This is a genomic window from Arthrobacter sp. GQ119 (assembly GCF_059759125.1).
In genome coordinates this window covers 234,968-260,175 of record NZ_JCAXEA010000001.1, presented here as the reverse complement: position 1 = coordinate 260,175, position 25,208 = coordinate 234,968, and the positions used below count along the sequence as shown (strand labels likewise).

The following is a 25,208-nucleotide window of genomic DNA, read 5'->3' as shown; positions in this document are numbered from 1 at the left end:
GCGAGACCCGACGCAACGTCCTGGCAATCCGCCACGGTTGCCTGCTGAGGGCCTGCCTGCCTGCAGGCGGGCAAGCGACGCTCTGACCGTCCTGAATAAACAGCGGTCCTGAAGCAAATCACGAGCGGTGCTGGGGGCCTTCGCAGAGGAGCGCATCGCGGCGCATCGGGCTCCGGAGGTCGCTCAGCGACCGCAGGGGCCCCTATGCGCTGTGTCTAAGCGACGGCGAAGGTCCGCTGCACCGCGAAGGCAACCACGGACGACGGGCGAGGGCCCCGTCACGCCGCGGAGGTGGGCATCGGAGAGGGCTACCCCTCGCTGCGGAGTTCCGGGTCTTTCTTCAGGCCGGTCAGGCCGTTCCAGGCGAGGTTTACGAGGTGCGCGGCTACGGCGCGCTTGTCGGGCTGGCGGCTGTCCTGCCACCATTGGCCGGTCATGGCAACCATGCCCACCAGCATCTGGGCGTACATGGCGCCGTCAGCTGCGCCGAACCCGCGGCGGGAGAACTCGTCGGACAGGATGTGTTCCACGCGCTCCGTGACGTGCGAGAGCAGGGTGGAGAAGGCGCCTTCGGGCTGGGACGGGGGAGCGTCGCGCATCAGGATGCGGAAGCCGTCGGTACGGTCCTCGATGTAGGTCAGCAGGGCCAGGGCGGCACGTTCCACCAGGATGCGCGGCTTCGCTTCCTCGGTGAGGGCATCATTGATGGCGGCCAGCAGGAATCTGTATTCAAACTCCACCACCTGGGTGTAGAGGCCCTCCTTGGAGCCGAAGTGTTCATAGATCACGGGCTTGGAGACACCAGCGGCGGCGGCGATCTCCTCGATGGTGGTGCCGTCCAGGCCCCGCACGGCGAACAGGCCCCGCCCCACGTCAACCAACTGTGAACGCCGTTGGGGGCCCGTCATCCGCGGCCGTGGGATGCGCACGGGAGGTGCCTCCGCCGTCGCTGCCGGGTTTCCTGTCCCCTCAGTTCTCCCTGTGCTCTTGCTCACCGTCCCATCATGCCCCATGCCAGGAAGGCGCCGTGGTTGGCGGCGTGTTGGCGCCTGCCGCTCAGGGACCATTGCGGAAGGCCAGCGCGGCGGGCCAGCGCGGAGGGCCAGTGTGGAGGCTCATGCGGCCTGTGCGGGGCGAGGTCGCACGAGCCTCAACGTTCGTGGCAGAATTGGTTCTCGTGCCCGGGCTTAGCGCCCGGCACGGTCCGCTCTGGTGTAATGGCAGCACCCCGGCCTTTGGAGCCGTGGAGTATAGGTTCGAATCCTATGGGCGGAACTGCTGCATCGGCGGTGTCCAGTAGGATGAAGCCTGTTGCCGGCTCCGGGCGCAGGCTCGGGCACCGCCGCGCAGGCAAGCCGATGCAGGACCGCGCAACCGAGCAAGGAGAGCCCGTACGTGAGCCCCGAGAAGTCCGGCCCAGCCGCCGTAATCGTCCTAGCTGCAGGTGCCGGTACCCGGATGAAGTCCCGTACCCCCAAGATCCTTCACGAAATCGGCGGCCGTTCCATGGTCGGACACGCGCTGCTCGCCGCACGCGCCATCAATCCGCAGCGGGTGGCCGTTGTGGTCCGGCACGAACGCGACCGCGTGGCCGCCCACCTCAAGGAGCTTGACCCCGAGGCCGTGATTGTCGACCAGGACGAGATCCCCGGTACGGGCCGGGCAGTCGAGGTCGCCCTTGAAGCGCTGGACGCCGACGCGCTCCTGGAAGGCACCGTCGTGGTGACGTACGGTGATGTGCCGCTGCTGACCGGCGACATGCTGGCCAAACTTGTCGCCAAACACGAGTCCGAAGGCAACGCGATCACAGTGCTGACGGCTTTGCTCGAGGACGCCACGGGCTACGGCCGCATCCTCCGCGGCGCGGACGGCACGGTGACCGGAATCCGCGAGCACAAGGACGCCACCGATGACGAGCGCGGGATCCTGGAAATCAACTCGGGAATCTATGCCTTTGACGCAGCAGTTCTCAGGGACGCCCTTGGCCACGTCACAACGGACAATTCACAGGGCGAGAAGTACCTGACTGACGTCCTGGCGCTGGCGCGCGGGGCGGGCGGCCGGGTTGCCGCAGTCATCACGGAGGACCGCTGGCAGGTCGAAGGCGCCAATGACCGGGTGCAGCTCGCTGCCCTGGGAGCGGAGCACAACCGGCGCATCGTGGACGCCTGGATGCGCGCCGGCGTGACGGTCGTTGACCCGGCCACCACATGGATTGATTCCACCGTCACCCTGGCGGAGGACGTCCGGATCCTGCCCAATACGCAACTGCACGGCAGCACCATCGTGGCGCGTGACGCCGTCGTCGGTCCCGATTCAACCCTGACCGATGTCCGCATCGGCGAGGGCGCGAAGGTGACGCGCACCCACGGCTCCGGCGCGGACATCGGCGCGGGGGCCAGCGTCGGCCCGTTCACGTATCTGCGTCCCGGGACCGTGCTGGGCGAGACCGGCAAGATCGGCGCCTTCTACGAAACCAAGAACGTGACCATCGGCCGCGGCTCCAAGCTGTCCCACCTGGGCTACGCGGGAGACGCGGAGATCGGTGAGGACACCAACATCGGCTGCGGCAACATCACTGCTAATTACGACGGCGAGAAGAAGCACCGCACGGTGATCGGCTCGGGCGTCCGCACCGGTTCCAACACAGTATTCGTTGCTCCGGTCACGGTGGGGGACGGCGCCTACAGCGGCGCCGGTGCCGTGATCCGGAAGGACGTACCCGCAGGGGCCCTGGCCCTGTCCGTGGCAGCGCAGCGCAATGCGGAGGGCTGGGTAATCGCCAACCGTCCGGGTTCGGTGTCCGCGGCCCTGGCTGCGGCGGCAGGCGAAACGCGCAGTTCCAATTCCCCAGTATCTACAGAAGAGGGCAAGCAACCATGACCGAAATTACGGCTCGCGGCGAAAAGAGGCTGGTGCTCGCCGCAGGGCGGGCGCATCCGGAGCTTGCCCGGCAGATCGCCAAGGAGCTCGGCACGGAGCTGCTGCCCGTGGACGCCTACGATTTCGCCAACGGTGAGATCTACGTCCGCGCCGGAGAAAGCGTCCGCGGCACCGACGCTTTCGTCATCCAGTCCCACCCGGCACCCCTGAACAACCACCTCATGGAACAGCTGATCATGATCGATTCGCTGAAGCGGGCCTCGGCCAAGCGGATCACGGTGGTCTCGCCCTTCTACCCTTACTCCCGCCAGGACAAGAAGGGCCGCGGCCGCGAACCGATCTCCGCGCGCCTGGTCGCAGACCTGTACAAGACGGCCGGAGCGGACCGCATCATGAGCGTGGATCTGCACACGTCGCAGATCCAGGGCTTCTTCGACGGCCCCGTGGACCACCTCATGGCCATTCCGCTGCTTGCTGACTACATCCGCACCCGGGTCGCAGCGGACAACATCACCGTTGTCTCTCCGGACACCGGCCGCGTCCGCGTCGCCGAGCAGTGGGCCGAACGCCTCGGTGGCGCGCCCCTGGCCTTCGTCCACAAGAGCCGCGACCTTACGGTTCCAAATCAGGCCGTATCCAAGACTGTGGTGGGCCAGATCGAGGGACGCACCTGTGTCCTGATCGACGACATGATTGACACGGGCGGCACCATTTCCGGAGCCGTCGCGGTACTCAAGAATGCCGGGGCCAAGGACGTGATCATCGCGGCGACGCACGCGGTCTTCTCCGACCCTGCGGCCCGCCGGCTGTCCGAGTCGGGCGCCCGCGAAGTGGTGGTCACGGACACGCTGCCCATAACCGCAGACAAGCGCTTCCCGGAGCTCACGGTGCTGTCCATCGCGCCGCTCATCGCCCGGGCCGTGCGTGAAGTGTTCGACGACGGTTCGGTCACCAGCCTGTTCGACGGCAACGCCTGACGCAGTCCGGTTCCGCCGGCTGAGCTTGCGCCGGGTGAGCTTGCCGGGACCGGGTTTCGGCAAGCTCAACCAGCAGGCGTCGGGTCCGTTTTCAGTATTCGGTCCCGACGCTGGTAGGATCTATCCCGATACCTTGGCGAGGGAGAGCACCGGAAAACCGTACACACGGGAACCCGGACTGCTGGTCTCCGTTATCGACTGGGTCTGAATCTCCCTTCTGGATGGGCGCCTCCGGGCCCCGGCGTTGAAGGTCGCTCCAGACCTCCGCCCTTGCTGAAGCTCAAGAAGCTTGCAGAAAACCCAAAGCCACAAGGAGATATCCATGTCTGAGCAGAAGCTCGCAGCAGAAGTACGCACCGAATTCGGCAAGGGCTTCGCCCGCCGTGCCCGCATGGCCGGCCAGATCCCGGCTGTCATCTACGGCCACGGCGCCGAGCCCATCCACATCACCCTCCCGGCCAAGGCCACCACCCTGGCCGTGCGCACCGCCAACGCCCTGCTGGCCCTGGACATCGACGGTGAAGGCCACCTCGCCCTCGTCAAGGACGTCCAGCGCGACCCGATCAAGCAGATCATCGAGCACATCGACCTCCTGACCGTCCGCCAGGGCGAGAAGGTCACCGTGGACGTTCCCGTGCACGTCTCCGGCGAAACCGCACCCGGGACCGTCCACAACCTGGAACTGACCGTCGTGTCCCTCGAGGCCGAGGCAACGCACCTGCCCACCGCCGTTGAGGTTGACATCGAAGGCCGCGGCGCCGGCGAGCACATCCACGGCTCCGACCTCGTGCTCCCCAAGGGTTCCGTCCTGCTGACCGACGCCGAGGCTCTCGTCGTCAACATCTCCGAGGCCCCTGTATCGGCCGAAGAAGGCGAAGAAGGTGCCGCAGCAGAAGAGGCTCCGGCCGCAGAAGCTGCCGCCGAGTAATCAGGGCACTGTTTCTCCCGCACCGCATTCTTGCGTGCGTACAAGTGGCCGGGTCCTTTGGGCCCGGCCACTGGTGTACCCGCCGGGCGGAGTCTCCAAGCAACCACTTTAGGATTGATCCATGACTGATACCTGGCTGATCGTCGGCCTTGGAAACCCTGGGCCCGAGTACAGCCGCAACCGGCACAACGTCGGCCAGATGGTCCTCGATGAGCTTGCGGCCCGCATCGGCGGAAACTTCAAGATCCACAAGGCCCGGGCGCAGGTGCTTGAAGGCCGGCTGAGCATTGGTGGTCCCCGCATGGTCCTGGCAAAGCCGGTGACCTACATGAACGTCTCGGGCGGGCCTGTCGCTGCCCTGGCCAGGTTCTACGACGTCGACCCGTCCAGGGTCGTGGCAGTTCATGATGAGATCGACATTCCCTTTAACACGGTGAAGCTAAAGATCGGTGGCGGCGAGGGCGGCCACAACGGTCTCCGGGACATGTCCAAGGCCCTCGCCACCAAGGACTACCTCCGGGTCCGGGTGGGGGTTGGCAGGCCACCCGGGCGGATGGATACAGCGGACTTCGTCTTGCGCGATTTTGCGCTGGCGGAAAAGAAGGAACTGCCTTTCCTGCTAGATGAGGCAGCGGACGCCGTCGAGCTCCTGATTCGGGACGGCCTCACAGCGGCCCAGCAGCGATTCCATCCGGCCAAGGTCTGACCTCGGCGGCGGCCGGCGGCCACGCTGGGGGACACGGCGAATTGTGGAACGCTTGCCCTGTTTTATGTCAGGGGTAACGGGGTAGTCTGTCTCCTAAGCGGGGGAGGCGATGGGGCCTTTATCCTGCAAAGCGGGATGTAAGGAAAAGTTCATGTCAAATGAGCCACTGAGTTGGGGGCGTGGGTCTACGGCGGGGGTGCTGGCGGGACCAGGCGCTTCAGCCGGCGGAACGGACCTTCAACGTTGGTCGGTCCCAGCGCGCAGCGCCGACCTCGAATCCATCCGTAATGCCCTGACGGATCCCGACTCCCTCGGCGTCGTCATCACCGGTGCCCGCGGCGTCGGCAAATCCTCCTTGGCCAGGACCGCCGTGGCCGACCTTGGCCCGGACGTCTGGGCACTCCAGCTGCGCAGCCCGCTCGCCGGTTCACAGACCTCCTACGGCTGCCTGGCCTTCCTCCTGGCCCGCCTTCCACAGTCCGCGATGGGGTCACCAACGGCCATCCTTCAGGGCATCACGTCACTGATCAAGAACGACGCCGGCGGCAGGGAATGCATCATCACCCTGGACACCACGGGCATGATCGATGACATGAGTGCCGGCATCCTGCTGAACATCATGCTGACCCGCACGGCACGGGTGATCGCGATCGCCCCCGGTACCAGCGACCTGCCCGCAGACTTCCATTGGCTGCTGACGGACCGCCGCCTCACCGAGGTGCGGCTGGAAAACCTGAACGAGCTCCAGACCCGGCAGGTACTGCTGACCCTGCTGGGGCACCGTGTGTCGGCATCGCTCGTGAGTACCTACCACGCCATCGTCGGCGGTAACCCCCTGCTGCTCAAGGCCCTTGTTACGGAGCAGCAGCACTCCGGGAACCTTGTCCTCTCCGATTCTGTATGGACGTTGCGGGACAAAGTCATCCTTGACGGCGCCGCGGGCCTGGACGACATTGTCCGCTCCCGCTGGTCCCGCGAAACACCGGAAAGCCGCGAGGTCATGGAAATGCTGTCCTGCGCGCGCCGGGTGCCGCTCTCGCGGCTGACCGAGCTGTACGGCACGGACATCGTGGCTGACATGGAGGACGCAGGGCTGCTGAAGGTGGGGGACACTGAGGTCCGCTGGGTGTCCCTGCGGGAACAGTACCTGGGGGATGTCGTACGGTCCTGGCTGAGCATCTCCCGGCGCCGGGAGCTCAGAAGCGAGCTGCTCGGCGACAAGGAACCCGAGCTGACAAAACTGAGCCTGGAAGAGCGCATTGAGTTCGCCGCATGGACGAAGGAATGCCAGGCAGAGCTCAGTCCGGCCATGGCGGTGGCAGCGGCCGAGGCAGCCGTGCAGATGTTCGACCCCCGCTTTGCCCTCAGCTGCGTCGAAGGACTCAAGAGAACCGACCCGGAATGGGTGGCCGGGCAGCAACACAAGGCCGCGGCCTACCTCCTGCTGGACCTGCCGCTCCAGGCCATGGACGCCCTGGACGGCATTTCCCAGGCACAGCTGGACCAGTTGGGCGTGGAGGAATTTGCCAGGGTTGTGGCTGCGAAGTGCAGGGTGATGATGTGGCTGCCGGAGTTGTGCGGCAAGGTGCCGGCGGAGATTACCGACGCCCGGCGGCGCCTGGGCGTTGCACCGGGACTGGCGAGCAGCTGGCCGGACGCCCTGGGGGCGGCTGCCAATGTCATCACGCTGGCAGAGTTTGAATACCGGTCTTTCATGGGCGACTACGCGCCGATGATCCCGGCGCTTGAGGAGGCCGCCGATCCTGCGATCAACAAGGATCCAGGCTTCCGCATCCAGTCGGCCCTGATCCTGATGCACGCCCTGTCTGCGGTGGGCAGGGAGATGGACGCCCTCCAGCTGATGCGGCGGGTCGGGGGCCAATTATCGGATGCAGGCCCCATGACGGGACTGCGCGAGATGTTCGCCATGACGGCTTTCTCCGTGCTGCTCCATGCGGGGCAGTGGCGGCGCTGCCTTGACCTGGTGGGTCCGCCCAAGGGGCATGAGGAACGCCGGCTGGCACACAGGACGTCTGCCATGGAACTGGCCACAGGCATCGCCTACGTATACTCTGGCCGCGGTGCCGTGGCCCTGGATTCCCTGCTGTCCGCCGTGGCCCAGCTGGAACTCCGTCCGGTCGTGAACATGCTCCAGGCTGCTTATGCCGCTACGGCTTTTGCCTACGCGCAGATCGGAAACGCCGGCCAGGCCCACAAGTACCTCGACAAGTTGCGGGGCGTACGCGGGCATTGCAATTTCCGCACGCGGACCATTACTGATTTTTGCGCCGACATGGCGGGGCGGTGGCTCGGCGATCCGGATGCCGTGAGACGGCTCCTGGACGCCGCCCGCAGGGACGCCTCGGCGGGACGTTATACGCTCGCCGGCATAAGCCTGCTTGGTGCCACGGTCAACGGAAGCGACGACGAATTCCGGCTCATGGAAGAGGTGGCCGGCCACCGGCAGGGGAAGCTGGCAGAGATTTCCCGGCTGATCGCCGTCGGCAGCCGCACCAAGGACGCCAAAGTGCTCTTGGAAGGCGCGCACCTCGCCGCGGAACTCGAACTGGACGCCGTGGAAGCACGGTGCGTGGCGCTCGCCGTGGACTTCGCCAGGCATTCAGGCGATTCCGCATCGGCCCGTGTTGCCCAGGCCCGGTTGGACGCCCTCACAGCCACAGTTCCCAGCCTGCCGATCGTCCCAAGCAGCGGCAGCCCGCTCCTTACTGCACGGGAACGCCAGATTTCCCGCCTGGCCGGGCGGGGTGTGTCGAATCGCGACATTGCACTGGAAATCGGTGTCTCCGTCCGCACAGTCGAGGGCCACCTGTACCAGGTGTTTACGAAACTCGGCGTGACTTCGAGGGGTGATCTGCCTGGACTCGTCTAAGGGCCGTACCCAGAAGTCGGAACCGGCAGCAGACCAGCGCCAGCTCACCGGGCGGCGTGAAGTGATTGACCACGTCTGCGGCACCATCCGCAGCCGGTCAAACCAGGCCGTGTTCCTGATGGCCGGGCCGGGCCTCGGTAAGACCTCGCTCACGTACGCCGTCACTGAGAATCTGTCCGCCGAAATGACCATCCTCCGGATCCACGGCAGTTCTTCGCTCGCCAAGGTCCCTTATGGCGTGCTGGCTCCCTACACAGCCGCTCTCCCGCTGGAAGAGGCAGACTCTCCCGTGGCAGTACTGAGGGCTGTGTGGGCCTATTTCCAGGAGCTCAAGGCAGGCAAGGACGTGCCGTTGCTCCTCGTCATTGACGATGCCCACCACCTCGATGAAGCCACGGCGAACATGGTGGTGGACATGATGTCCGCCGGATGGGCCGGCGTCTTGGCGTCGGGGCGTCCGCGCCCCGGACTGCCGCAGGCATTGAACCAGTTGTGGTACGACGGCCAGGCAGAGCGGATCGATCTTCCGCCCCTGAACGGGGAGCAGGTGACGGAAGTCGTGGAGCATGCGCTCCACGGGACGGTCCCGGCCAACACGGTGCAGTCACTTTGGTCCGCTTCGGGCGGAAACCCCATGCTCCTGGACTGCCTTCTGCGTGATGCGGTCGAAGCGGGCATCCTTGCCAAGAGGAACGGGATTTGGCTGCTGCTGGGGCCTCTGCCGGCGGACGGGCCCAGGCTGTCCGATGTTGTTGTCAAAGACCTTCTCCGCAGAACGCCGGAAGAACAGGACGCCCTGCGGCTCATTGCCCTGGCCGAGCCCGTGGATCGCGGCCTCATCGAGGACCTGTGTGGTGCCGCCGTGGTCCGGTCCCTGCTGGACCACCAGCTGGTGAGCGAATCCAGCGGGCGGCGCAGCCAACTGAGGATTTGGCACGCCGTCCTTGGCGAAGCCATGCGGCACCTGGTGTCAGTTTCCCGAAGCCTCCAGCTGCGGCAAAAGTTGGAGGGCCACATCGATCCGGTGACGGCCGGTGCCGAAGGCAGGCTGCGGCTGGTCGAGTGGTCGCTGGAGTGCGGGATGGACGTGTCCGACCCCGACTTACTCGACGCGGCCTTGCTCGCTGCGGCGATGTTCAACAACTCCGGTGCGAGACTCATGGCGGACCACGTGACGGACCCCGCACTGCGTGCCCGTGCCCAAGCCATCTCGGCCAGGGCACTCTTCAATGAAGGCAAATACCGGGAGGCCGCGGGTCTCCTGGATAGCTGCTGGCTGGAACTGGCAGCAGCCCCGGAAGCTCCTCACGTCCTCATGCTCAGGGCATCGGCACATCTGGCGCTCGGTAAGTCTGCCGAGCTGATCAGGGCCGAGTCGCGCAAGCAGCTCGACGATGCCGGGAACGACCCCCAGGCCCCTTGGCAGGACCGTATCCACCATCTGCTGGAGATGGCTGAATCCGCTGACCACGAGGGGATCCGGAACCTTATTTCCTCCCTGGACGACGACGAAGGCTTGGAAGCAGCATCGGGAGGCCCTGGTTCCGGAGCCGTCAAAGCCAAGGTGGCCGCGGCCGGAGCCGCAGGGACGCCGGACAGCACGTCAGGATTTGCCGAATCAGGGGACGCCGGAATGGAGCGCCAAAGGATCGAGCCCCTGCCCGCAACGGTGACTGCGGCGACCCGTGCTGTCGCGCATGCCCTGCTCGCCGAGACCCTCGTCTCGGCCGGGCTTGCCCATCAGGCCCACGACGCCGCCCTCGCAGCGGCACCCTCCATGCAGGCACTCCAGGGCGGCCTGTACTTCTTCAACGAGTTCGTCCTGACGCGCCTGGTTTCAGCCTCGCTCGCGGCCGGCAACTGGGAGACTTCGGAGCACGAACTGGCCAGCCCCCATGCTGAGGAAAACGAAGGGGCGGCCACCTTCGGCGGGGGTTTCCACGTCCTCCGCGGGCTGGGTCTCCTCCGGCAAGGACAGCTGGAGCGTGCCTACCAGGTGCTACTGCCCGCCGTCGAAGCACTTCGCATCAATGATCCACTCCAGCAGTTCCGGTTCGGCACGGCGCTCGCCTTTTACGCGGCTGCGCGGCTGGGGGACGGCGCACAGGCGCAGCGCCTCGAACAGGACTTGATTGCCGCCAGGCACGCCAGCGGGCCCGGCTGTGAACTCCTCGCCGAGGCCTACGCGGCAGCGGCTGCCGAATATCTCGACCGCAAGGGCAGCGGCCTGGCCAAGCTTCGGGAACTGGCAGCGTCACCGCGTGTTGTTGCCCAGCCGGGAACCAGGCTGGAATGCCTGATCCTCTGTTCCGATCTCGGGGACCGATCGGTGGTCGACGAGATTTCGTCCCTTGCTGACTACGTTGAAGGCCGCTGGGCCGCCGGCTGGCATCAGCTTGCCGAGGCCTGGGCCAGCGAGGATGCTGACGTGCTCATGGAAACGGCTGCCGGCCTTGAGGAGGCAGGCCTGGTCAACCTCGCCAGGGAGGGCTATGCCCGGGCCGGTGCCATCCTGGACGCGGCTGGGGAGCGGCGACGCGCGCGGCAGGCTGTGGCCCACCGCGAAAAGTGCGACCAGGAACTGGGTGAGCGCTTCCGGGAGAGCCCGTTCGTTGCCTCCATGCCGAGCGTCCATCTGACCCGCCGGGAGCGTGACATCGTTGAGCTGGCAGTGCAAGGGCTGTCCGACCGGGAGATCGCCCAGCAGCTGATGGTGTCGGTGAGGACCGTTGAAGGGCATCTGTACCGGAGCTACGTCAAGCTCGGTGTGCGCAGGCGGGACGAGCTCGCCCTTGCCCTTCCAAAGAAGTAGCCTTCCGAAGAAGTAGCCTGCCGAAGAAGCTTCGCACCCCCCCCGCGCAAAGCCCTCCACATGCGGCGCAAACGCAGTGGAATCGCCCCTTTCGCCTGCCGTCCGGGCCCTTCTGCGCCGCGCCCCGATCGGCATGTTGTCTCCTGTCCCGGCCGCGACACCCCTACCTGCGGAAACCAGTAGCCGACTACCCGAAAAAACGAGTACTCGATACTCGTGCTGTAGGACCCGGTACGCGATTAACTGTTACTGGCAGCAGAAACCGGTGGCGAAGTCACCGCGGAAGCTGCCACCAAGAACTTCCAGGTCTCGCAGTGCAAGAGCTTCCGGTCCCAGGGGCCGGGTTCAGGCGGGGCCGGCGACGTCAGAGCCTTCTGAGACCGAGGCTCTCCCCCCAGCCGTCGCCGGCCCTTAGTTCTGCCTTCTGACTGGCCCTGCGTCTGGCTACCCGCGGGGATACGGCGCTGTGGGACAATTGAGGGGTACCTCAAGGCATCCCAAGGAGTCCCATTGGCCGTAGTAACAACGCCAACCACGCTGGAGCGTGCGCTTCCTGCGATGGATAATGCCGAGGTCCTCCGGATCCGGAACGACTTTCCGGTCCTGGACCAGCTGGTCAACGGCCGCCCCCTCGTTTATCTGGACTCCGGTGCCACGTCGCAGAATCCGCTGAGCGTGATCGAGGCCGAACAGGAATTCTACGAGCAGCGCAACGCCGCCGTGCACCGCGGCGCCCACCACCTTGCCGTCGAAGCCACTGAGGTGTTCGAGGACGCACGGCAGACCGTTGCCGATTTCGTCGGCGCGCAGTACGGGGAGGTCGTGTGGACATCCAATGCCACCGAAGGCCTGAACCTGATCAGCTACGCGCTCTCCAACGCGAGTCTGTGGGCTGCGCAGGGCCGCGGTGACGCCCGGCTGCGGGAGCTCGGGCTCGGCCCCGGGGACGAAATCGTGGTCACCGAAATGGAGCACCACGCCAACCTCATTCCCTGGCAGGAGCTGGCGTACCGGACCGGCGCCGTGCTGCGATACATTCCCGTCGACGACTCGGGGAGACTTCACCTGGACCAGGCAGCCGGGATCGTGGGGGAGCGCACGCGGCTTCTTGCGTTTACGCACGCCTCCAACGTGCTCGGCACGATCAACCCGGTGGCGGAGCTCGTCGCCATTGCCCGGCGGGCCGGCGCACTGGTGGTGCTGGATGCATGCCAGTCGGCGCCGCACCTGTCCCTCGACGTCAAGCAGCTGGACGTCGACTTTGCCGTCTTTTCAGGCCACAAGATGCTTGGACCCACCGGCATTGGCGTGCTTTACGGCAGGCAGGACCTCCTGGACGTGCTGCCGCCCTTCCTGACCGGCGGTTCCATGATCACCACCGTCACCATGGAACGGGCCGAATACCTGGCCGCGCCGCAGAGGTTCGAGGCCGGGACCCAGAAGATCTCCCAGGCCGTGGCGCTCGCCGCCGCCGTCAATTACCTGACCGAGACCGGCATAGACCGCGTCCACCGCTGGGAGTCCGAACTCGGCCAGCGCATGGTGGCGGGCCTCGAAGCCATTGAAGGGATCCGTGTCCTCGGACCGGCTGCCGGACAGGACCGCATCGGGCTGGCAGCGTTCGACGTCGCGGGTGTTCACGCGCACGACGTCGGCCAGTTCCTGGACGCACGCGGAATCGCCGTCCGCGTGGGTCACCACTGCGCCCAGCCGCTGCATCGGCGCCTTGGCCTCACGGCCACGACACGGGCCAGCGCCTACTTGTACAACACCACGGACGACGTCGACGAATTCCTGGATGCCGTCTCCGGAGTCCGCGCCTACTTCCGCGCCTAGTGCCGGAACCCTGAAGACAGGTACCGCAGCATGAGCCTCGACCAGCTTTACCAGCAGATTATCCTGGACCACTCCAAGGCCCGGCATGGCAGCGGCTTGGCGGAAACGCCAGTGCCGGAGGGCGCGTCCACCGGCCAGTCGCACCAGCTGAACCCTGTCTGCGGCGACGAGGTGACCCTCCGGGTTGCCGTGGACCATGGCACCGTTGCGCAGCTGGCGTGGGACGGTGCGGGCTGCTCCATTTCCATGGCTTCCGCCTCCGTCCTGAGCGAGATGGCCGAAGGCATGTCAGTGGAGGAGCTGCGCTCGGTGATCGGCAATTTCCGGGAGGTCCTCCGTTCGCGCGGCAAGGTCCACGCCGATCCCGAGGTGCTGGGCGACGCCGCCGCATTTGAAGGGGTGGCCCGCTACGCGGCGCGCGTGAAGTGCGCCATGATTTCCTGGGTTGCCGCGGAGGACGCGCTCAACCAGGCAGCCTAGCTATATAGCCAGGCAGGGGGCCCAGCTGCACAGCCAAGGGCTGGCTGTACAGCTGGGGCAGCCGCTAGCCCATCAGCCCGGCGATCCCGATCCCGGCCGTGGCCGCCCCCAGGATCATGGACACCGTCACCAGCACGATGTGCACTGTGAGGAACTTGGTGGCCTTGCCTGCGGCGTCCCGCGCCCTCGGGTCCTTCATGACCCGGCGCAGGAACTGCGGCCACACCACGAGTGACCAGAACCCCGAAATAATCAGGACCCAGGCAAGGATCGCGGGGATGTCCATCGCCTAGTGGCTTTCGAGCCAGGCCTGCGCCTGCTGGGACTGGATGTTCAGGGCCTTGCCAACCATGGGCTCGGCGGCGTCGGCGATCTTGCCGCCCAGGAACGGCACGGAAGAGCTGACGTTGCCCTCGAGCTCAACGCGGGTGCTGCCGCCGTCTGCCACGAGCCGCTGGACTGCCGAGACATCGATCGGGGCTCCGGCGATCTTCAGGGAGATGGTGCTCTGCCGCGAACCGTCGACGGCGGGGGCGTCCCAGTTCTCCACCTGCGTCACCTTGAGCGTGTCGCCGACGAACTTGCGGGCAATTTCCGGCAGCCGGGTGGTCGGGAGCGTGCGCACGGACGTGGTGCTGAAGGCTCCGGCAACGTCTCCGTCCACGGTGAAGGATTCGAGGCTGCCGCCAACGTATTCGCTGGTGTGGCGCTGGAAGTCTTCATTCGTGAAGACGGCGGTGACGCTGTCGACGCCGTGGGGCAGGGTAGTGGAAGCACTCAGTGCCATGGATCCTCCATTGTTGTGGGGTCAAAACGCTTTTTGCTCCACACATCCTACGGGGTTGCCTGCGTCTCCCTGGCACCGTGTCCATTGCCGCCGGCCTGTTCCGCACCGGCGATCTTCCGGGCGGCGGCCATGATATTGCGTGACATGGCCGGAAAGATCAGGCTGTGGAACGGAAGGACGGCCAGCCAGTAGAGCCGCCCGCTGAGTCCCTTCGGGAAGAAAATGGCCCGCTGCCGGTAACGGCTCCCGTTCCCGTCGGGTTCCACGCCAAGTTCCAGCCAGGCGCGTCCCGGTGCGCGCATTTCGGCCCGCAACCGAAGCAGCTTTCCCCGCTCGATCCGCTCCACGCGCCACCAGTCCACCACCTCGCCTGCGACCAGGTGGTGGGGGTGCCGGCGGCCCCGTAGCAGGCCTGCTCCGCCGGAAACTTTGTCCAGCCAGCCGCGCACGCTCCAGGCCAGCGGCAGCGAATACCAGCCGTTGCGGCCGCCGATGCCCTCAATGACGGTCCACACGTGCGCGGGGTCCACGTCGCCGTGGAAGCTCCGCTCGTCCACGTACACTGTGTGTCCCGCCCAGTCCGGGTCGCTCGGCAGGGGATCGGCGTCCGCTCCCGCGTTGGCCCACGTTGTCTCCACCTGTGCGTCGCGTTCCCTTCCCAGCGCGAGGGCGACGGCCGTGCGGTAGCCGGTGAGGCCGCCGTCGGGCTGGCTGATGTAGTTGTCGATGTCATGTTCGGCGCAGACGGCGTCGTGCTGCAGCGATTGCACCAGCGGGAGGGACATGGACAGCGGAATGGGGGTCACGAGCGCCACCCAGAGGCCGGCCAGCCGGGGAGCGGGGATGGGGAGCGCCAGCACCAGCCGCAGCGGCAGCCCGGCCTCGGCCGCATATTCCTTCATCATGCCGGCGTAGCTCAGGACGTCCCGGGAGCCGATGTCGAAGGTACGGTTGAGCCGCTCTTCCAAGGACGCGGCCCCAACCAGGTAGTGCAGCACGTCCCGAACGGCGATGGCTTCGATGCGGTTTCGCACCCAGCTGGGCGCGGGCATGACGGGCAGGGTTTCCGAAAGGTGCCGGATCATTTCGAAGGACGCGGAGCCGGAGCCGATCACCACTCCGGCCTGGAACACGATGGCATCCACGGGACCGGACAGGAAGACTTCGCCGACGGCCTCGCGGGAGCGCATATGCGTCGACAGTTCGGTGTTGCGGGGGTGGAGCCCGCCCAGGTAGACGATCCGCTGCACACCCGCTGCCGCGGCCGCCTTGGCCACGAGTTCCGCCATGTCCTTTTCCTTGGCCTCGAAGCCGGAGCCGGCCGCCATGGAGTGCACCAGGTAATACAGGACATCGACGCCCCTGAGTGCGTCCTCCATGGCGGCAGCATCGTCGAGGCTGGAACGCACCACCTCAACGTCGTTGAACCACGGCACGCCGGCGATCTTGTCGGGGGAGCGGACCAGCACCTTGACCCGGTGCCCTGCGTCGAGCAGCCGGGGGACCAGCCTGCCGCCAATGTAGCCCGTGGCGCCGGTGACCAGCACAGTCCGGCCGCTGCTGTTGCCCTTCCGGGTGTCCGGGCTGGTGTCATTTCCGGTCTGGTCGCTCACGGGAGCCTCCTTAGGATGGCGGCATTGCCGGGTCCGACGCCACCTGCCAAGCAAGCTTAGCAACGTGCCTGTCCTACCCTGCCGGGGACGGGCCGGATGCCCGCCCGGGACGGACCGGATGCCGCCCGGATGCCGCCCGGTTCCCGGCGCGGTAGGCTGGGATGACCCGGCATTCTCACGAATTTCGGGTTTTCGTGTTGCCTGCGTTCACAGTGAATATTCCAGGAGATCCTGCCATGAGCCCCACCGGCCAGCCCAGCAAAGGCCAGCCCCTCAGCGGCCTGCGACGCGTCCTTGCCGCAGACAAGACTTTCGCCCGCGTCCAGGCGGAGGCGTCCCGGAGCTTCAGCGTGCGCAGTGAGGACTACCAGGTCAGCGCACCCGCAGGTCTCCGCGCGGTGCTGCTGGCCGAGATGGCAGAGGGGTTGGAGAATGCCGACGGCGTCCGTCCCGGCATCGTGCTGGCCGTCACGGCGACCGGCCGTGAGGCAGAGGATCTCGCGGCGGCGCTGCGCGCGTACCTCCCGGCCGACTCCGTGGCGGAGTTCCCCAGTTGGGAGACACTGCCGCACGAACGGTTGTCGCCGCGCTCGGACACCGTGGGGCGGAGGCTTTCCGTGCTGCGCCGGCTGGCCCACCCGGAAACATCGACGGCGGGTCCCTTGCGGGTGGTGGTGGCTCCCGTCCGCGCCGTGGTCCAGCCGATCGTCGCCGGCTTGGGCGACCTGGTCCCGGTCACCCTGAGGGTCGGCCAGGAGGTCCCTTTCGATGATGTGATCCGCAGCCTCGCCGACGCCGCCTACGCGCGGGTGGACATGGTGACACACCGCGGCGAGTTCGCCGTGCGCGGCGGCATCCTGGACGTCTTCCCGCCCACCGAGGACCACCCCATCCGCGTGGAGTTCTTCGGGGACGAGGTGGACCAGATGCGCTGGTTCGCCGTGGCCGACCAGCGGTCCCTCTCCTCGCCCGGCCTGCACCACCCCACCGAGCTCCACGCGCCGCCGTGCCGCGAAATCCTCATCACGCCGTCGGTGATGTCCCGGGCCGCCACACTCAAGTCCCAGCTGCCGGCGGCCGCGGACATGCTGGAGAAGATCGCCGGCGGCATCGCCGTGGAAGGCATGGAGTCGCTTGCCCCCGTGCTCGTGGACGCCATGGTTCCCCTGATGGAGCAGCTGCCCGCCGGGTCCATCTCCGTGGTGATCGAGCCGGAAAAGGTGCGCACCCGCGCCCATGACCTCGCCGCGACGAACGAGGAGTTCCTGGAGGCGGCATGGTCCACGGCGTCCGACGGCGGAAAGGCGCCTCTGGCGCTGGACACTGTCCTCGGTTCGCAGGCTTCGACGGCCCTGCACTCAGCCAGCTTCCGCTCGCTGGCGGAAACCCGGTCCTCGGCCCTGGCGCACGAGGTGTCCTGGTGGTCCATCACCTCGCTGGCCACCGACGAGGAGCTTGCGCCGGACATCGACGTGCTCAACCTTCATGCCCGGGAACCCCGGGGCTACCAGGGCGACGTGGCGGAGATGATGGACTTCATCGGCTCCCACGTGAAGGACCAGTGGCGCATCGTCGTGGCCACGGAGGGCCCGGGGCCGGCACAGCGGCTGGCGGAGCTGTTCCATGATGCAGACATCCCCTGTGCCCGCGTGGACTCCCTGGACCACGAGCCCCAGGCGGGCATCATCGAGGTGACCACCGCCGCCGTCGGACGCGGTTTTGTCCTGGACGGACTCAAACTTGGGCTGCTGACGGAAGCCGATCTGCTGGGGCGCACGTCGGCGGGTTCCACGAAGGACATGCGCCGCATGCCGTCCAAGCGGCGGAACGCCGTGGACCCCCTGCAGCTGCTGGCGGGCGACCACGTGGTGCACGAACAGCACGGCATTGGCCGTTTTGTGGAGCTGATCCAGCGAAATGTTACTGCTGGGGGCTCCAAAAATTCGATTGGCGTCCGCGAGTATCTTGTGCTGGAGTATGCACCGTCCAAGCGCGGTGCCCCCGGCGACAGGCTGTTCGTTCCGACCGACCAGCTGGACCAGGTGACACGGTATGTCGGCGGCGACACGCCGGTGCTCAGCAAGATGGGCGGCGCCGACTGGGCCAGCACCAAATCCAAGGCGCGCAAGGCAGTCAAGGAGATCGCCGGGGAACTCATCCGGCTTTACTCCGCGAGAATGGCCTCCCGCGGGTACGCCTTCGGCCCGGACACCCCGTGGCAGCGCGAGCTGGAGGAAGCGTTCCCGTATGTGGAGACGCCTGACCAGCTGACCACCATCAACGAGGTCAAGGCGGACATGGAACGGGAAATCCCCATGGACCGGCTGGTCTCGGGTGACGTCGGCTACGGCAAGACAGAGATTGCCGTGCGGGCCGCCTTCAAGGCCGTACAGGACGGCAAGCAGGTGGCGGTCCTCGTCCCCACCACCCTGCTGGCGCAGCAGCACTATGAGACGTTTACCGAGCGGTTCTCCGGCTTTCCGCTGAGTGTGAAGCCGCTGTCCCGTTTCCAGGGTGCCAAGGAGGCCAAGGAAACGGTGGAGGGCGTGAAGAACGGCACCGTGGACGTCGTCATCGGCACGCACCGGCTGCTCTCCAAGGATTTTGACTTCAAGGACCTGGGCCTCGTCATCGTGGACGAGGAGCAGCGCTTTGGCGTGGAACACAAGGAAGCGCTCAAGAAGATGCGCACCAACGTGGACGTCCTCGCCATGAGTGCCACGCCCATTCCCCGCACCCTGGAAATGTCCCTGACCGGGATCCGCGAAACCTCCACGCTGGCAACGCCGCCGGAGGAACGCCACCCGGTCCTCACCTACGTGGGCCCGTACACGGACAAGCAGACGTCGGCAGCGATCCGCCGTGAACTCATGCGCGAAGGCCAGGTGTTCCTGGTGCACAACCGCGTCTCCACCATCGAACGCACGGCCGCAAAGATCCGCGAGCTGGTCCCGGAGGCCAGGGTGGAAGTGGCGCACGGACAGATGTCCGAAAGCCGCCTGGAGCAGATCATCGTGGACTTCTGGGAAAAGCGCTTCGACGTCCTGGTCTGCACCACCATCATCGAGACGGGCCTGGACATCTCCAACGCGAACACCCTGATCGTGGACGGCGCGGACAAGTACGGACTGTCACAGCTCCACCAGCTGCGCGGACGCGTGGGCCGCGGGCGCGAGCGGGCCTACGCGTACTTCCTCTACCCCTCGGAGAAGCCGCTGGGAGAGGTAGCCCTGGAGCGGCTCAAGGCCGTGGCCACCCACAACGAGCTCGGCGCCGGCATGCAGCTGGCCATGAAGGACCTTGAAATCCGCGGCGCGGGCAACCTGCTTGGCGGTGAACAGTCCGGGCACATCCAGGGCGTCGGTTTCGACCTCTACATCCGGCTCGTGGGCGAGGCCGTGGCGGACTACCGCGGCGAGGCCGAGGAAAAGGCCGCCGAGATGAAGATCGAGCTTCCCGTCAACGCCCACCTGCCGCACGACTACGTGCCGGGCGAACGCCTCAGGCTGGAGGCCTACCGGAAGCTGGCTGCAGCCGTGACGAACGAGGCGATCGACGAGGTCCTTGCGGAGCTCGTGGACCGCTATGGCGAGCCGCCGCTGCCCGCCCAGAACCTCGTGGCTGTGGCGCGTTTCCGCGTGGGCGCCCGGGAAGCCGGGCTGTCCGACGTCGCGCTGCAGGGCAACTTCATTCGGTTCTCTCCCGCGCAGCTGCCGGAATCGAAGACCATGCGGCTCAATCGCATGTACCCCGGCGCGCAGTCCAAGCCGGCACTGGACGCCGTGCTCATCCCCAAGCCGAAGACGGCAAAGATCGGCGGCCGCGACCTGCAGGACGCCGAGATCCTGGAGTGGGCCAACGGCGTGATCCGGAATATCTTCTCCGACGCCCCGCTTGCCGCGCCGGCAGTCGGCGGCTGAGCCGATGATGGGAGGACACCACGCCGCGTCAGGGGCCGCGGCGTGGGTGGCTGTTGCCTCGACAGGCCCCTATACGCTGGGATGGTATCCGCTGGACCCCGTCGGTGTGCTGATCGGCGGCATGGCGACGGCGGGCACCGCCTTGGTATGCGACTGGGACCACCGCTCGAGTACCATTGCCCACTCGCTGCCGCCACTGTCCAATGCGATTGCGCGGGGGATCGAGAACGCAAGCGGAGGGCACCGGCAGGGGACGCATTCTGTGCTGGGGGCGGCATTCTTCGTTGTGCTCGCTGCCATGGCCGGGCAGATCCAGCTGCAGAGCCACTGGGGACTGCTCTCGGTCGGCGCCGGCCTGCTGTGCATGTTCATGATCAATATCGCGGCGAAGGCCCTGAAACTGTTCCCCAAGTCGGGCTTCATCAGCAACTGGATCTTCGCGCTGACAATGGCCGGGCTGGTGACGTGGTTCGCGCCGGACCAGTGGACCTGGCTGCCGGTCTCCATGCTGATCGGCGTCGTGGTCCACATCGTGGGGGACCTCGTGACCGTCGGGGGCGTGCCGCTGCTCTGGCCGCTCGTCATCAGGCCGCCGAAGGCCCTGCGCCGGCTGCCTCTGCTGAAAAATGTGTGGCGGTCCAACGGGGCGCTGTCCATTCCGGTCCTGGGACGTGCCGGATCCCGGCGGGAATGGCTCGTGCTCATACCGGTCAGCGGCTACGCGATGGTGGGGATGTTCGGGGCGGCGTGGTCCCTGGCCGGCACGCACATTCCGGCAGCTGCGGCGCTCGTGGCCAGGCTGGCGAGCGGGCTGCCGGGCATTCCCTGAGCGGGCGCTTAAAAGGCTGCAGCCCCGGAACGTTCCGGGGCTGCAGCTTTTTGTAAGGGGGGGGCGGCTCAGTGCTCGCCGGCGGAGTCCGAGCGGCCAAGGATGGTCTGCGGGATCCAGAACGCGAGGGCGAACAGGCCCAGGCACACGGCCATCGGCCAGGGGTTGCCCAGCGTCAGGAAGGACAGCGAGTAAATGGACCCCAGGAACAGGGCCATCATTACGACGAAGAGGACAATGCTGGTGACCAGGCTGTTCTCGTTCTGGGGTGTCTTGACCTGCGTGGTGGTCTTGCTGGACATTCATTCCTCCTCGGCCCCGCGGGGCTCAAACTGTGGCGGCTGCCGGCGGATCAGTAGGCGGACGAACCCTGTTCGCCCTTGACGATCGCGATTCCGGAGCTGGCACCAATACGTGTTGCACCTGCAGCAATCATAGCCTGAGCGTCTGCCAGGGAACGTACTCCGCCGGACGCCTTGACACCGATGCGGGGACCGACCGTCCGGCGCATCAGGGCAACATCCTCCACCGTGGCACCGCCGCCGTTGAAGCCGGTGGAGGTTTTGACGAAGTCCGCTCCTGCCTCCACGGCGGCCTCACAGGCCAGGACCTTCTGGTCGTCGCCGAGCAGGGCGGTCTCGATGATGACCTTCAGAATGGCTTCACCGCCGTGGACAGCCTCGGCCACGGCCTTGATGTCGTCCACGAGCGCGCCCTTGTCCGAGGCGCGGGCATCGGCGATGTTGATGACCATGTCGATCTCGTCCGCCCCGTCCAGTACGGCGCCACGCGCCTCGAAGGCCTTGACGTCGCTGGGCGTGGCTCCCAGCGGGAACCCCACCACCGAGCACGTCAGCACACCGGAGCCTTTGAGGGCTTTCTTCACGGTCTTCACCCAGACCGGGTTCACGCAGACGGACTTGAACCGGTACTCGGCAGCTTCGGCGCAGACCTTGAGGATCTCCGCCGTGCTGGCTTCCGGCTTGAGCAGTGTGTGGTCAATGTAGGACGCGATGTTGGACGGTTCAGCGCCGGCAGGGATGCCTTCCGGGCTGGTTGCGGTGCCCGCTCCCGGGCTGGCTTCGTTGCTCATGCTGGTCCTTTCCACGGGCCTCGTGGGCCACAGGATCCGCGGGTGTCGCGGGTCCCTGAGTGACCATCTTGCCATAGCCCGAGGTCGCCAGCCGGGGCTACGCGGCGGCGGCCAGCGGCGTCCGGGGGACCGTGGACATCAGCTCCGCGGCGCAGACGCCCGCGGCCGAACCGGAGGCCACCAGCAGTCCGAGCCGCACGCCGTCGAACGATGCCGCGTCCCCGATGGCCCAGATGCCGGGGACAGACGTCCGGTAGTCCCGGCCGACCACGATTCCGCCGGCTGGGGCCGTTTTCGCCCCTGCGGCGGCGCCGAGGCTGTCCCGGGCGATCCGGTCCTCAGCGAGGACCACCAGGTCCCCGTTCATGAGGCTGCCGTCGTCAAAAACAATCCCGGCCGCGGGCAGGACCGAACCGGCCAGCGTGGGGACAACGGCAGCGGGCCTGGCGGTGGTGCGGACCGGCCGGACGCCGCGGGCGCGGAGCACAGCCTCGGCCTGCCCGGCGGCGGCTCCGGTGCCGACGAGGATTCCGAGGGGGCGCCTGCCCAGGACCCGGGTGACTTCCCTGACCGCGTCAGCGATCCTGGCCGCGTCATCGATCGTGGAGTAGTTGAGGCAGCGGCCGGCGCCCTCAACGGGGGAGTGGGCGGGAGCCGAGCCCGTGGCGATCACCAGCTGGTCATAGCTGAATTCCATGCCGTCGGCGGTGGTCACCACGCGGGCTGCCGCGTCGACATGGCTTGCGGCCTGGCCGAAGCGTACGGAGACAAACGGCAGGGCCGCGAGGTCGAGCAGCTCATCCGGCGCATCGTCCCGGCTGCTCAACACCGTGACAGTTCCCGGGAACCTGACTTTTGCGAGCTGGCTGACGAGTGCCCGGGCTGCAGGACCCGCGCCGGCAATGACCACCTTCGGTGGGGTGTCGGTCCGTGCGGTGTCGGTCGTGGCGGAAGCAGGGACGGAGCCAGGAGCGGTGGGGATGAGCGGAAACTGTGCCGGAGCGGACATGTGCGGGCCCTTTCAGATACTGCAGGCGGGCCGGATTCCGGCCCTGGTGTGCTGACAGGACACAGCGTAGACGGCCGGTTTTTCGCACATATTTCCCGGCTGTTGCCAAATTATCCCCGCCTGTTCGCCAGTTTTTACCCGACGGTAATACACGAAACGCGGGGCCGCTCCGGGCCCATCCCGGGCGGCGGAGTGGGCGGGCGCGGCCCCGCGGCGTGCTGAGGCGCTAGACGCGGATCCGGTAGCCGCGCTTCACCACGGTCTCCACGAGACGGCCGTCGGGCAGGGATGACCTTAGCCGGCTCACCGTCATGTCGAGGGCGTGCACAGATCCGCGCAGTTCGAGGAGTTCGGACAGCGACTCCCTGGAGAGCACGGCGCCTCCTGCCCCAAGGAGGGCGCGCAGCAGCAGGAGCGGAGCCGGGGCAACTTCCACCGGCTCGCCGTCGATCCGCAGCGAGCGGCCGCGCAGTTCCACACTGCCGGAGCGGGTTTCCAGACGGCGGACATGGTTCAGTGCGAGGTGTTCGCACACAAGCCTGATCAGGGCACCCATCCGGAACCGCTCAGGAACCAGGGGGGTGATCCCGGCGTCCAGCAGCGGCTGGGCGGTCACGGGACCCACGACGGCGGTGGTGACGGTGGTCTTCAGGCTCTCCACGAGCTGTTTGTACAGTCCCATTTCGTGCGCAGTGCTCCACATCGCGTCCACGGCCGGGGCGCTGGTGAAGGTCAGGACGTCGAGGTTGCCGCTGCAGGCGGCCTCAATCAGCCGCGGCAGGCGGTCTGCGCCATCGGGCTTCACCCAGCGGTAAGGCGTGACGGTGAGCACCGTGGCACCGGACATCCGCAGCCGCTCAAGCTGGCGGACATCCGTGTAGCCGTGCAGCTGCACGGCGACGGTCTTGCCGCGCACGCCTTCCTGGAGCAGCATGTCCACGAGGGTCGCCGTGGTTTCGTCGCTGCTGATGCCGACGTCGGCGAGGCCGGCCGCGCGGACCGCACCGCGGGCCTTGGGCCCCCGGACGAACATCCGGCAAGCCGCCAGGGTGTCGAGCAGTTCCTCGCCGATGCCGGAGGCGTCCGCGGCCTCGCACCAGCGGCGCATCCCGTAGGCGGTGGTGGCGATGCACAGGTCCGGCTTCGCCGCGATGATGGCCTTGGTGTCCTCGATCAGGGTCATGTCCTCGTTCACCGGGGCAATCTTGAGGGCTGGGGCGTGCAGCACTTCGGCGCCGCGGCGCTCCAGGGCCTCGATCAGGTCGCGGGAGCGGCGGTGTGAGGTGACGCCGATCCGGAAACCTTCGAGCGGAGCCTCGGCGGCCGGCTCCGCGGCGGCCGACTCGTGCGGTTCCCGCACTACAGGTTCTGTTTCGGCGGGGGCGATGGCATTCAGTGCACTCATGACGTTCACGATTCCAGCAGGGAGGCCGCCAGGCGGTCAAGGTCGGCGGCGGCCTCGGCATGCCCGCGGTTGGCCTCAGCCACCCGCACCACCTCACCGATCACCAGGACGGCGGGGTTGCTGCAGCCTGCCGCGGCTGCGGCAATCGTGCCCAGTTCCGCGATGGTGGTGCGCTGGCCGGGCCGGTATCCGCGCTCCACCACGGCCATGGGCATGTCGGCGCGCATCCCGGCACGGCGCAGGCCAGCGGCCAGGTGGTGCAGCGTGCCGATGCCCATCAGGACCACAATCGTGCCGCCCAGCCCAGCCAGGTGCGTGAGCTCCTGCTCGGTCAGCGGCGCGTGGCCGGAGACCACGGTGAACATGTGGCTGACTTCGCGGTGCGTCACCGGGATCCCGGCAGCGGCCGGCACCGAGATGGCGCTGGTGACGCCGGAGACCACCCGGACGGGGACGCCGGCTGCCACGCAGGAGGCAACTTCCTCGCCGCCGCGGCCGAAGACATAAGGGTCACCGCCTTTGAGACGCACCACGTTGTTGCCGGCCAGGGCACTTTCCACCATGAGCTTTTCGATGTCGCCCTGGCTCACCTTGTGGTGGCCGGGCTTCTTGCCCACGTCCACCAGTTCGGCCGAGGTCATGGACGCCAGCTCCTGATAGGGGGCCAGCCGGTCGTAGAACACGACGTCGGCATCGCGCAGGGCGTTGACGGCCGCGACGGTCAGCAGTTCGGGCGTACCCGGACCGCCGCCGACCAGGGTGACGTGTCCCGGCGGGCCGGCGGCCGGCTCGGCGGAGACAGGGATGCCGGCGGCGCGGCAGCGCTCCAGCAGGGGTTCCCAGCCGGGCTGGCCGTCGTTGACTGCCGCCACCAGGAAGGGTCGCTCGGGCAGGGGACCGTCGTGCCCGGCACCCTGCGGCGTGCTGAGGCGGTAGACGATGGCTCCGGCCGCCTCGAAGCGGCGGACCGCCTGGCGGGCAGCGGCGTCCGAACCCGTAACCAGGACCTCGCGTCCGGTGAGATCAATGCTGAGCTGCAT

At 67.1% G+C, this 25,208-nt stretch carries 19 protein-coding genes and 1 tRNA gene; 11 read left to right on the top strand and 9 right to left on the bottom strand.

Annotated features, from left to right (window positions below):
* Positions 1-308: 308 nt before the first annotated feature.
* Positions 309-908, bottom strand: a complete 600-nt coding sequence (locus AC6CH3_RS01165) for a TetR/AcrR family transcriptional regulator (protein WP_498130827.1) — start codon at positions 906-908, stop codon at positions 309-311.
* A gap of 295 nt (positions 909-1,203) precedes the next feature.
* Between AC6CH3_RS01165 and AC6CH3_RS01160 the strand changes: the two genes are divergently transcribed.
* From AC6CH3_RS01160 to sufU, 9 genes are all read left to right on the top strand, one after another.
* A tRNA-Gln gene (locus tag AC6CH3_RS01160) sits at positions 1,204-1,275 on the top strand.
* A 120-nt stretch (positions 1,276-1,395) separates the two neighbouring features.
* On the top strand, positions 1,396-2,883 hold the full coding sequence (gene glmU / locus AC6CH3_RS01155) for a bifunctional UDP-N-acetylglucosamine diphosphorylase/glucosamine-1-phosphate N-acetyltransferase GlmU (RefSeq protein WP_498130693.1): 1,488 nt from the start codon (positions 1,396-1,398) through the stop codon (positions 2,881-2,883).
* Positions 2,880-3,860 (top strand): ribose-phosphate diphosphokinase, encoded by a 981-nt coding sequence (locus tag AC6CH3_RS01150; protein ID WP_498130692.1) that lies wholly within the window; start codon positions 2,880-2,882, stop codon positions 3,858-3,860. Before glmU ends, AC6CH3_RS01150 begins: the two co-directional genes overlap by 4 nt.
* A 322-nt stretch (positions 3,861-4,182) precedes the next feature.
* The gene (locus AC6CH3_RS01145; protein ID WP_498130691.1) at positions 4,183-4,788 is read left to right on the top strand and encodes a 50S ribosomal protein L25/general stress protein Ctc; all 606 of its coding nucleotides are present in this window, start codon (positions 4,183-4,185) and stop codon (positions 4,786-4,788) included.
* 121 nt (positions 4,789-4,909) lie between these two features.
* Positions 4,910-5,494 carry an aminoacyl-tRNA hydrolase gene (gene pth / locus AC6CH3_RS01140; RefSeq protein WP_498130690.1) on the top strand — a complete coding sequence of 195 codons (585 nt, stop codon included), beginning with the start codon at positions 4,910-4,912 and terminating at the stop codon, positions 5,492-5,494.
* Between the two features lie 151 nt (positions 5,495-5,645).
* A complete protein-coding gene (locus tag AC6CH3_RS01135; RefSeq protein ID WP_498130689.1) occupies positions 5,646-8,384 on the top strand; it encodes a LuxR C-terminal-related transcriptional regulator in 2,739 nt (912 codons plus the stop codon).
* Complete coding sequence (locus AC6CH3_RS01130) at positions 8,362-11,196, top strand: LuxR C-terminal-related transcriptional regulator (RefSeq protein ID WP_498130688.1); 2,835 nt, start codon at positions 8,362-8,364, stop codon at positions 11,194-11,196. The genes AC6CH3_RS01135 and AC6CH3_RS01130 overlap by 23 nt, the downstream gene beginning before the upstream one ends.
* Before the next feature lie 510 nt (positions 11,197-11,706).
* Positions 11,707-13,032 (top strand): SufS family cysteine desulfurase, encoded by a 1,326-nt coding sequence (locus AC6CH3_RS01125; protein ID WP_498130687.1) that lies wholly within the window; start codon positions 11,707-11,709, stop codon positions 13,030-13,032.
* A gap of 30 nt (positions 13,033-13,062) precedes the next feature.
* On the top strand, positions 13,063-13,512 hold the full coding sequence (gene sufU, locus AC6CH3_RS01120; protein WP_400578066.1) for a Fe-S cluster assembly sulfur transfer protein SufU: 450 nt from the start codon (positions 13,063-13,065) through the stop codon (positions 13,510-13,512).
* 64 nt (positions 13,513-13,576) lie between these two features.
* Here the strand turns inward: sufU and AC6CH3_RS01115 are convergent, their stop codons facing one another.
* From AC6CH3_RS01115 to AC6CH3_RS01105, 3 genes are read right to left on the bottom strand one after another with little or no spacing between them, the layout of a single operon-like run.
* A complete protein-coding gene (locus AC6CH3_RS01115; protein ID WP_498130686.1) occupies positions 13,577-13,798 on the bottom strand; it encodes an SCO4848 family membrane protein in 222 nt (73 codons plus the stop codon).
* Between the two features lie 3 nt (positions 13,799-13,801).
* Positions 13,802-14,299, bottom strand: a complete 498-nt coding sequence (locus tag AC6CH3_RS01110) for a DUF2505 domain-containing protein (protein WP_498130685.1) — start codon at positions 14,297-14,299, stop codon at positions 13,802-13,804.
* Between the two features lie 47 nt (positions 14,300-14,346).
* On the bottom strand, positions 14,347-15,912 hold the full coding sequence (locus AC6CH3_RS01105; protein WP_498130684.1) for an SDR family oxidoreductase: 1,566 nt from the start codon (positions 15,910-15,912) through the stop codon (positions 14,347-14,349).
* Between the two features lie 236 nt (positions 15,913-16,148).
* Between AC6CH3_RS01105 and mfd the strand changes: the two genes are divergently transcribed.
* Both mfd and AC6CH3_RS01095 read left to right on the top strand, forming a co-directional pair.
* On the top strand, positions 16,149-19,832 hold the full coding sequence (gene mfd / locus AC6CH3_RS01100; protein WP_498130683.1) for a transcription-repair coupling factor: 3,684 nt from the start codon (positions 16,149-16,151) through the stop codon (positions 19,830-19,832).
* Positions 19,833-19,836: 4 nt separating this feature from the next.
* Positions 19,837-20,661, top strand: a complete 825-nt coding sequence (locus AC6CH3_RS01095; protein WP_498130682.1) for a metal-dependent hydrolase — start codon at positions 19,837-19,839, stop codon at positions 20,659-20,661.
* Between the two features lie 68 nt (positions 20,662-20,729).
* Here the strand turns inward: AC6CH3_RS01095 and AC6CH3_RS01090 are convergent, their stop codons facing one another.
* The 5 genes from AC6CH3_RS01090 to cobA form a co-directional block, all read right to left on the bottom strand.
* On the bottom strand, positions 20,730-20,963 hold the full coding sequence (locus AC6CH3_RS01090) for a hypothetical protein (RefSeq protein WP_400578056.1): 234 nt from the start codon (positions 20,961-20,963) through the stop codon (positions 20,730-20,732).
* A 50-nt stretch (positions 20,964-21,013) separates the two neighbouring features.
* Positions 21,014-21,754, bottom strand: coding sequence for a deoxyribose-phosphate aldolase (gene deoC, locus AC6CH3_RS01085; protein ID WP_498130681.1), 741 nt, complete (start codon positions 21,752-21,754; stop codon positions 21,014-21,016).
* A 97-nt stretch (positions 21,755-21,851) separates the two neighbouring features.
* Complete coding sequence (locus tag AC6CH3_RS01080; RefSeq protein WP_498130680.1) at positions 21,852-22,763, bottom strand: FAD-dependent oxidoreductase; 912 nt, start codon at positions 22,761-22,763, stop codon at positions 21,852-21,854.
* 226 nt (positions 22,764-22,989) lie between these two features.
* Positions 22,990-24,159, bottom strand: a complete 1,170-nt coding sequence (locus tag AC6CH3_RS01075) for a uroporphyrinogen-III synthase (protein WP_498130826.1) — start codon at positions 24,157-24,159, stop codon at positions 22,990-22,992.
* Positions 24,160-24,173: 14 nt separating this feature from the next.
* Positions 24,174-25,208 (bottom strand): uroporphyrinogen-III C-methyltransferase, encoded by a 1,035-nt coding sequence (cobA, locus tag AC6CH3_RS01070; RefSeq protein WP_498130679.1) that lies wholly within the window; start codon positions 25,206-25,208, stop codon positions 24,174-24,176.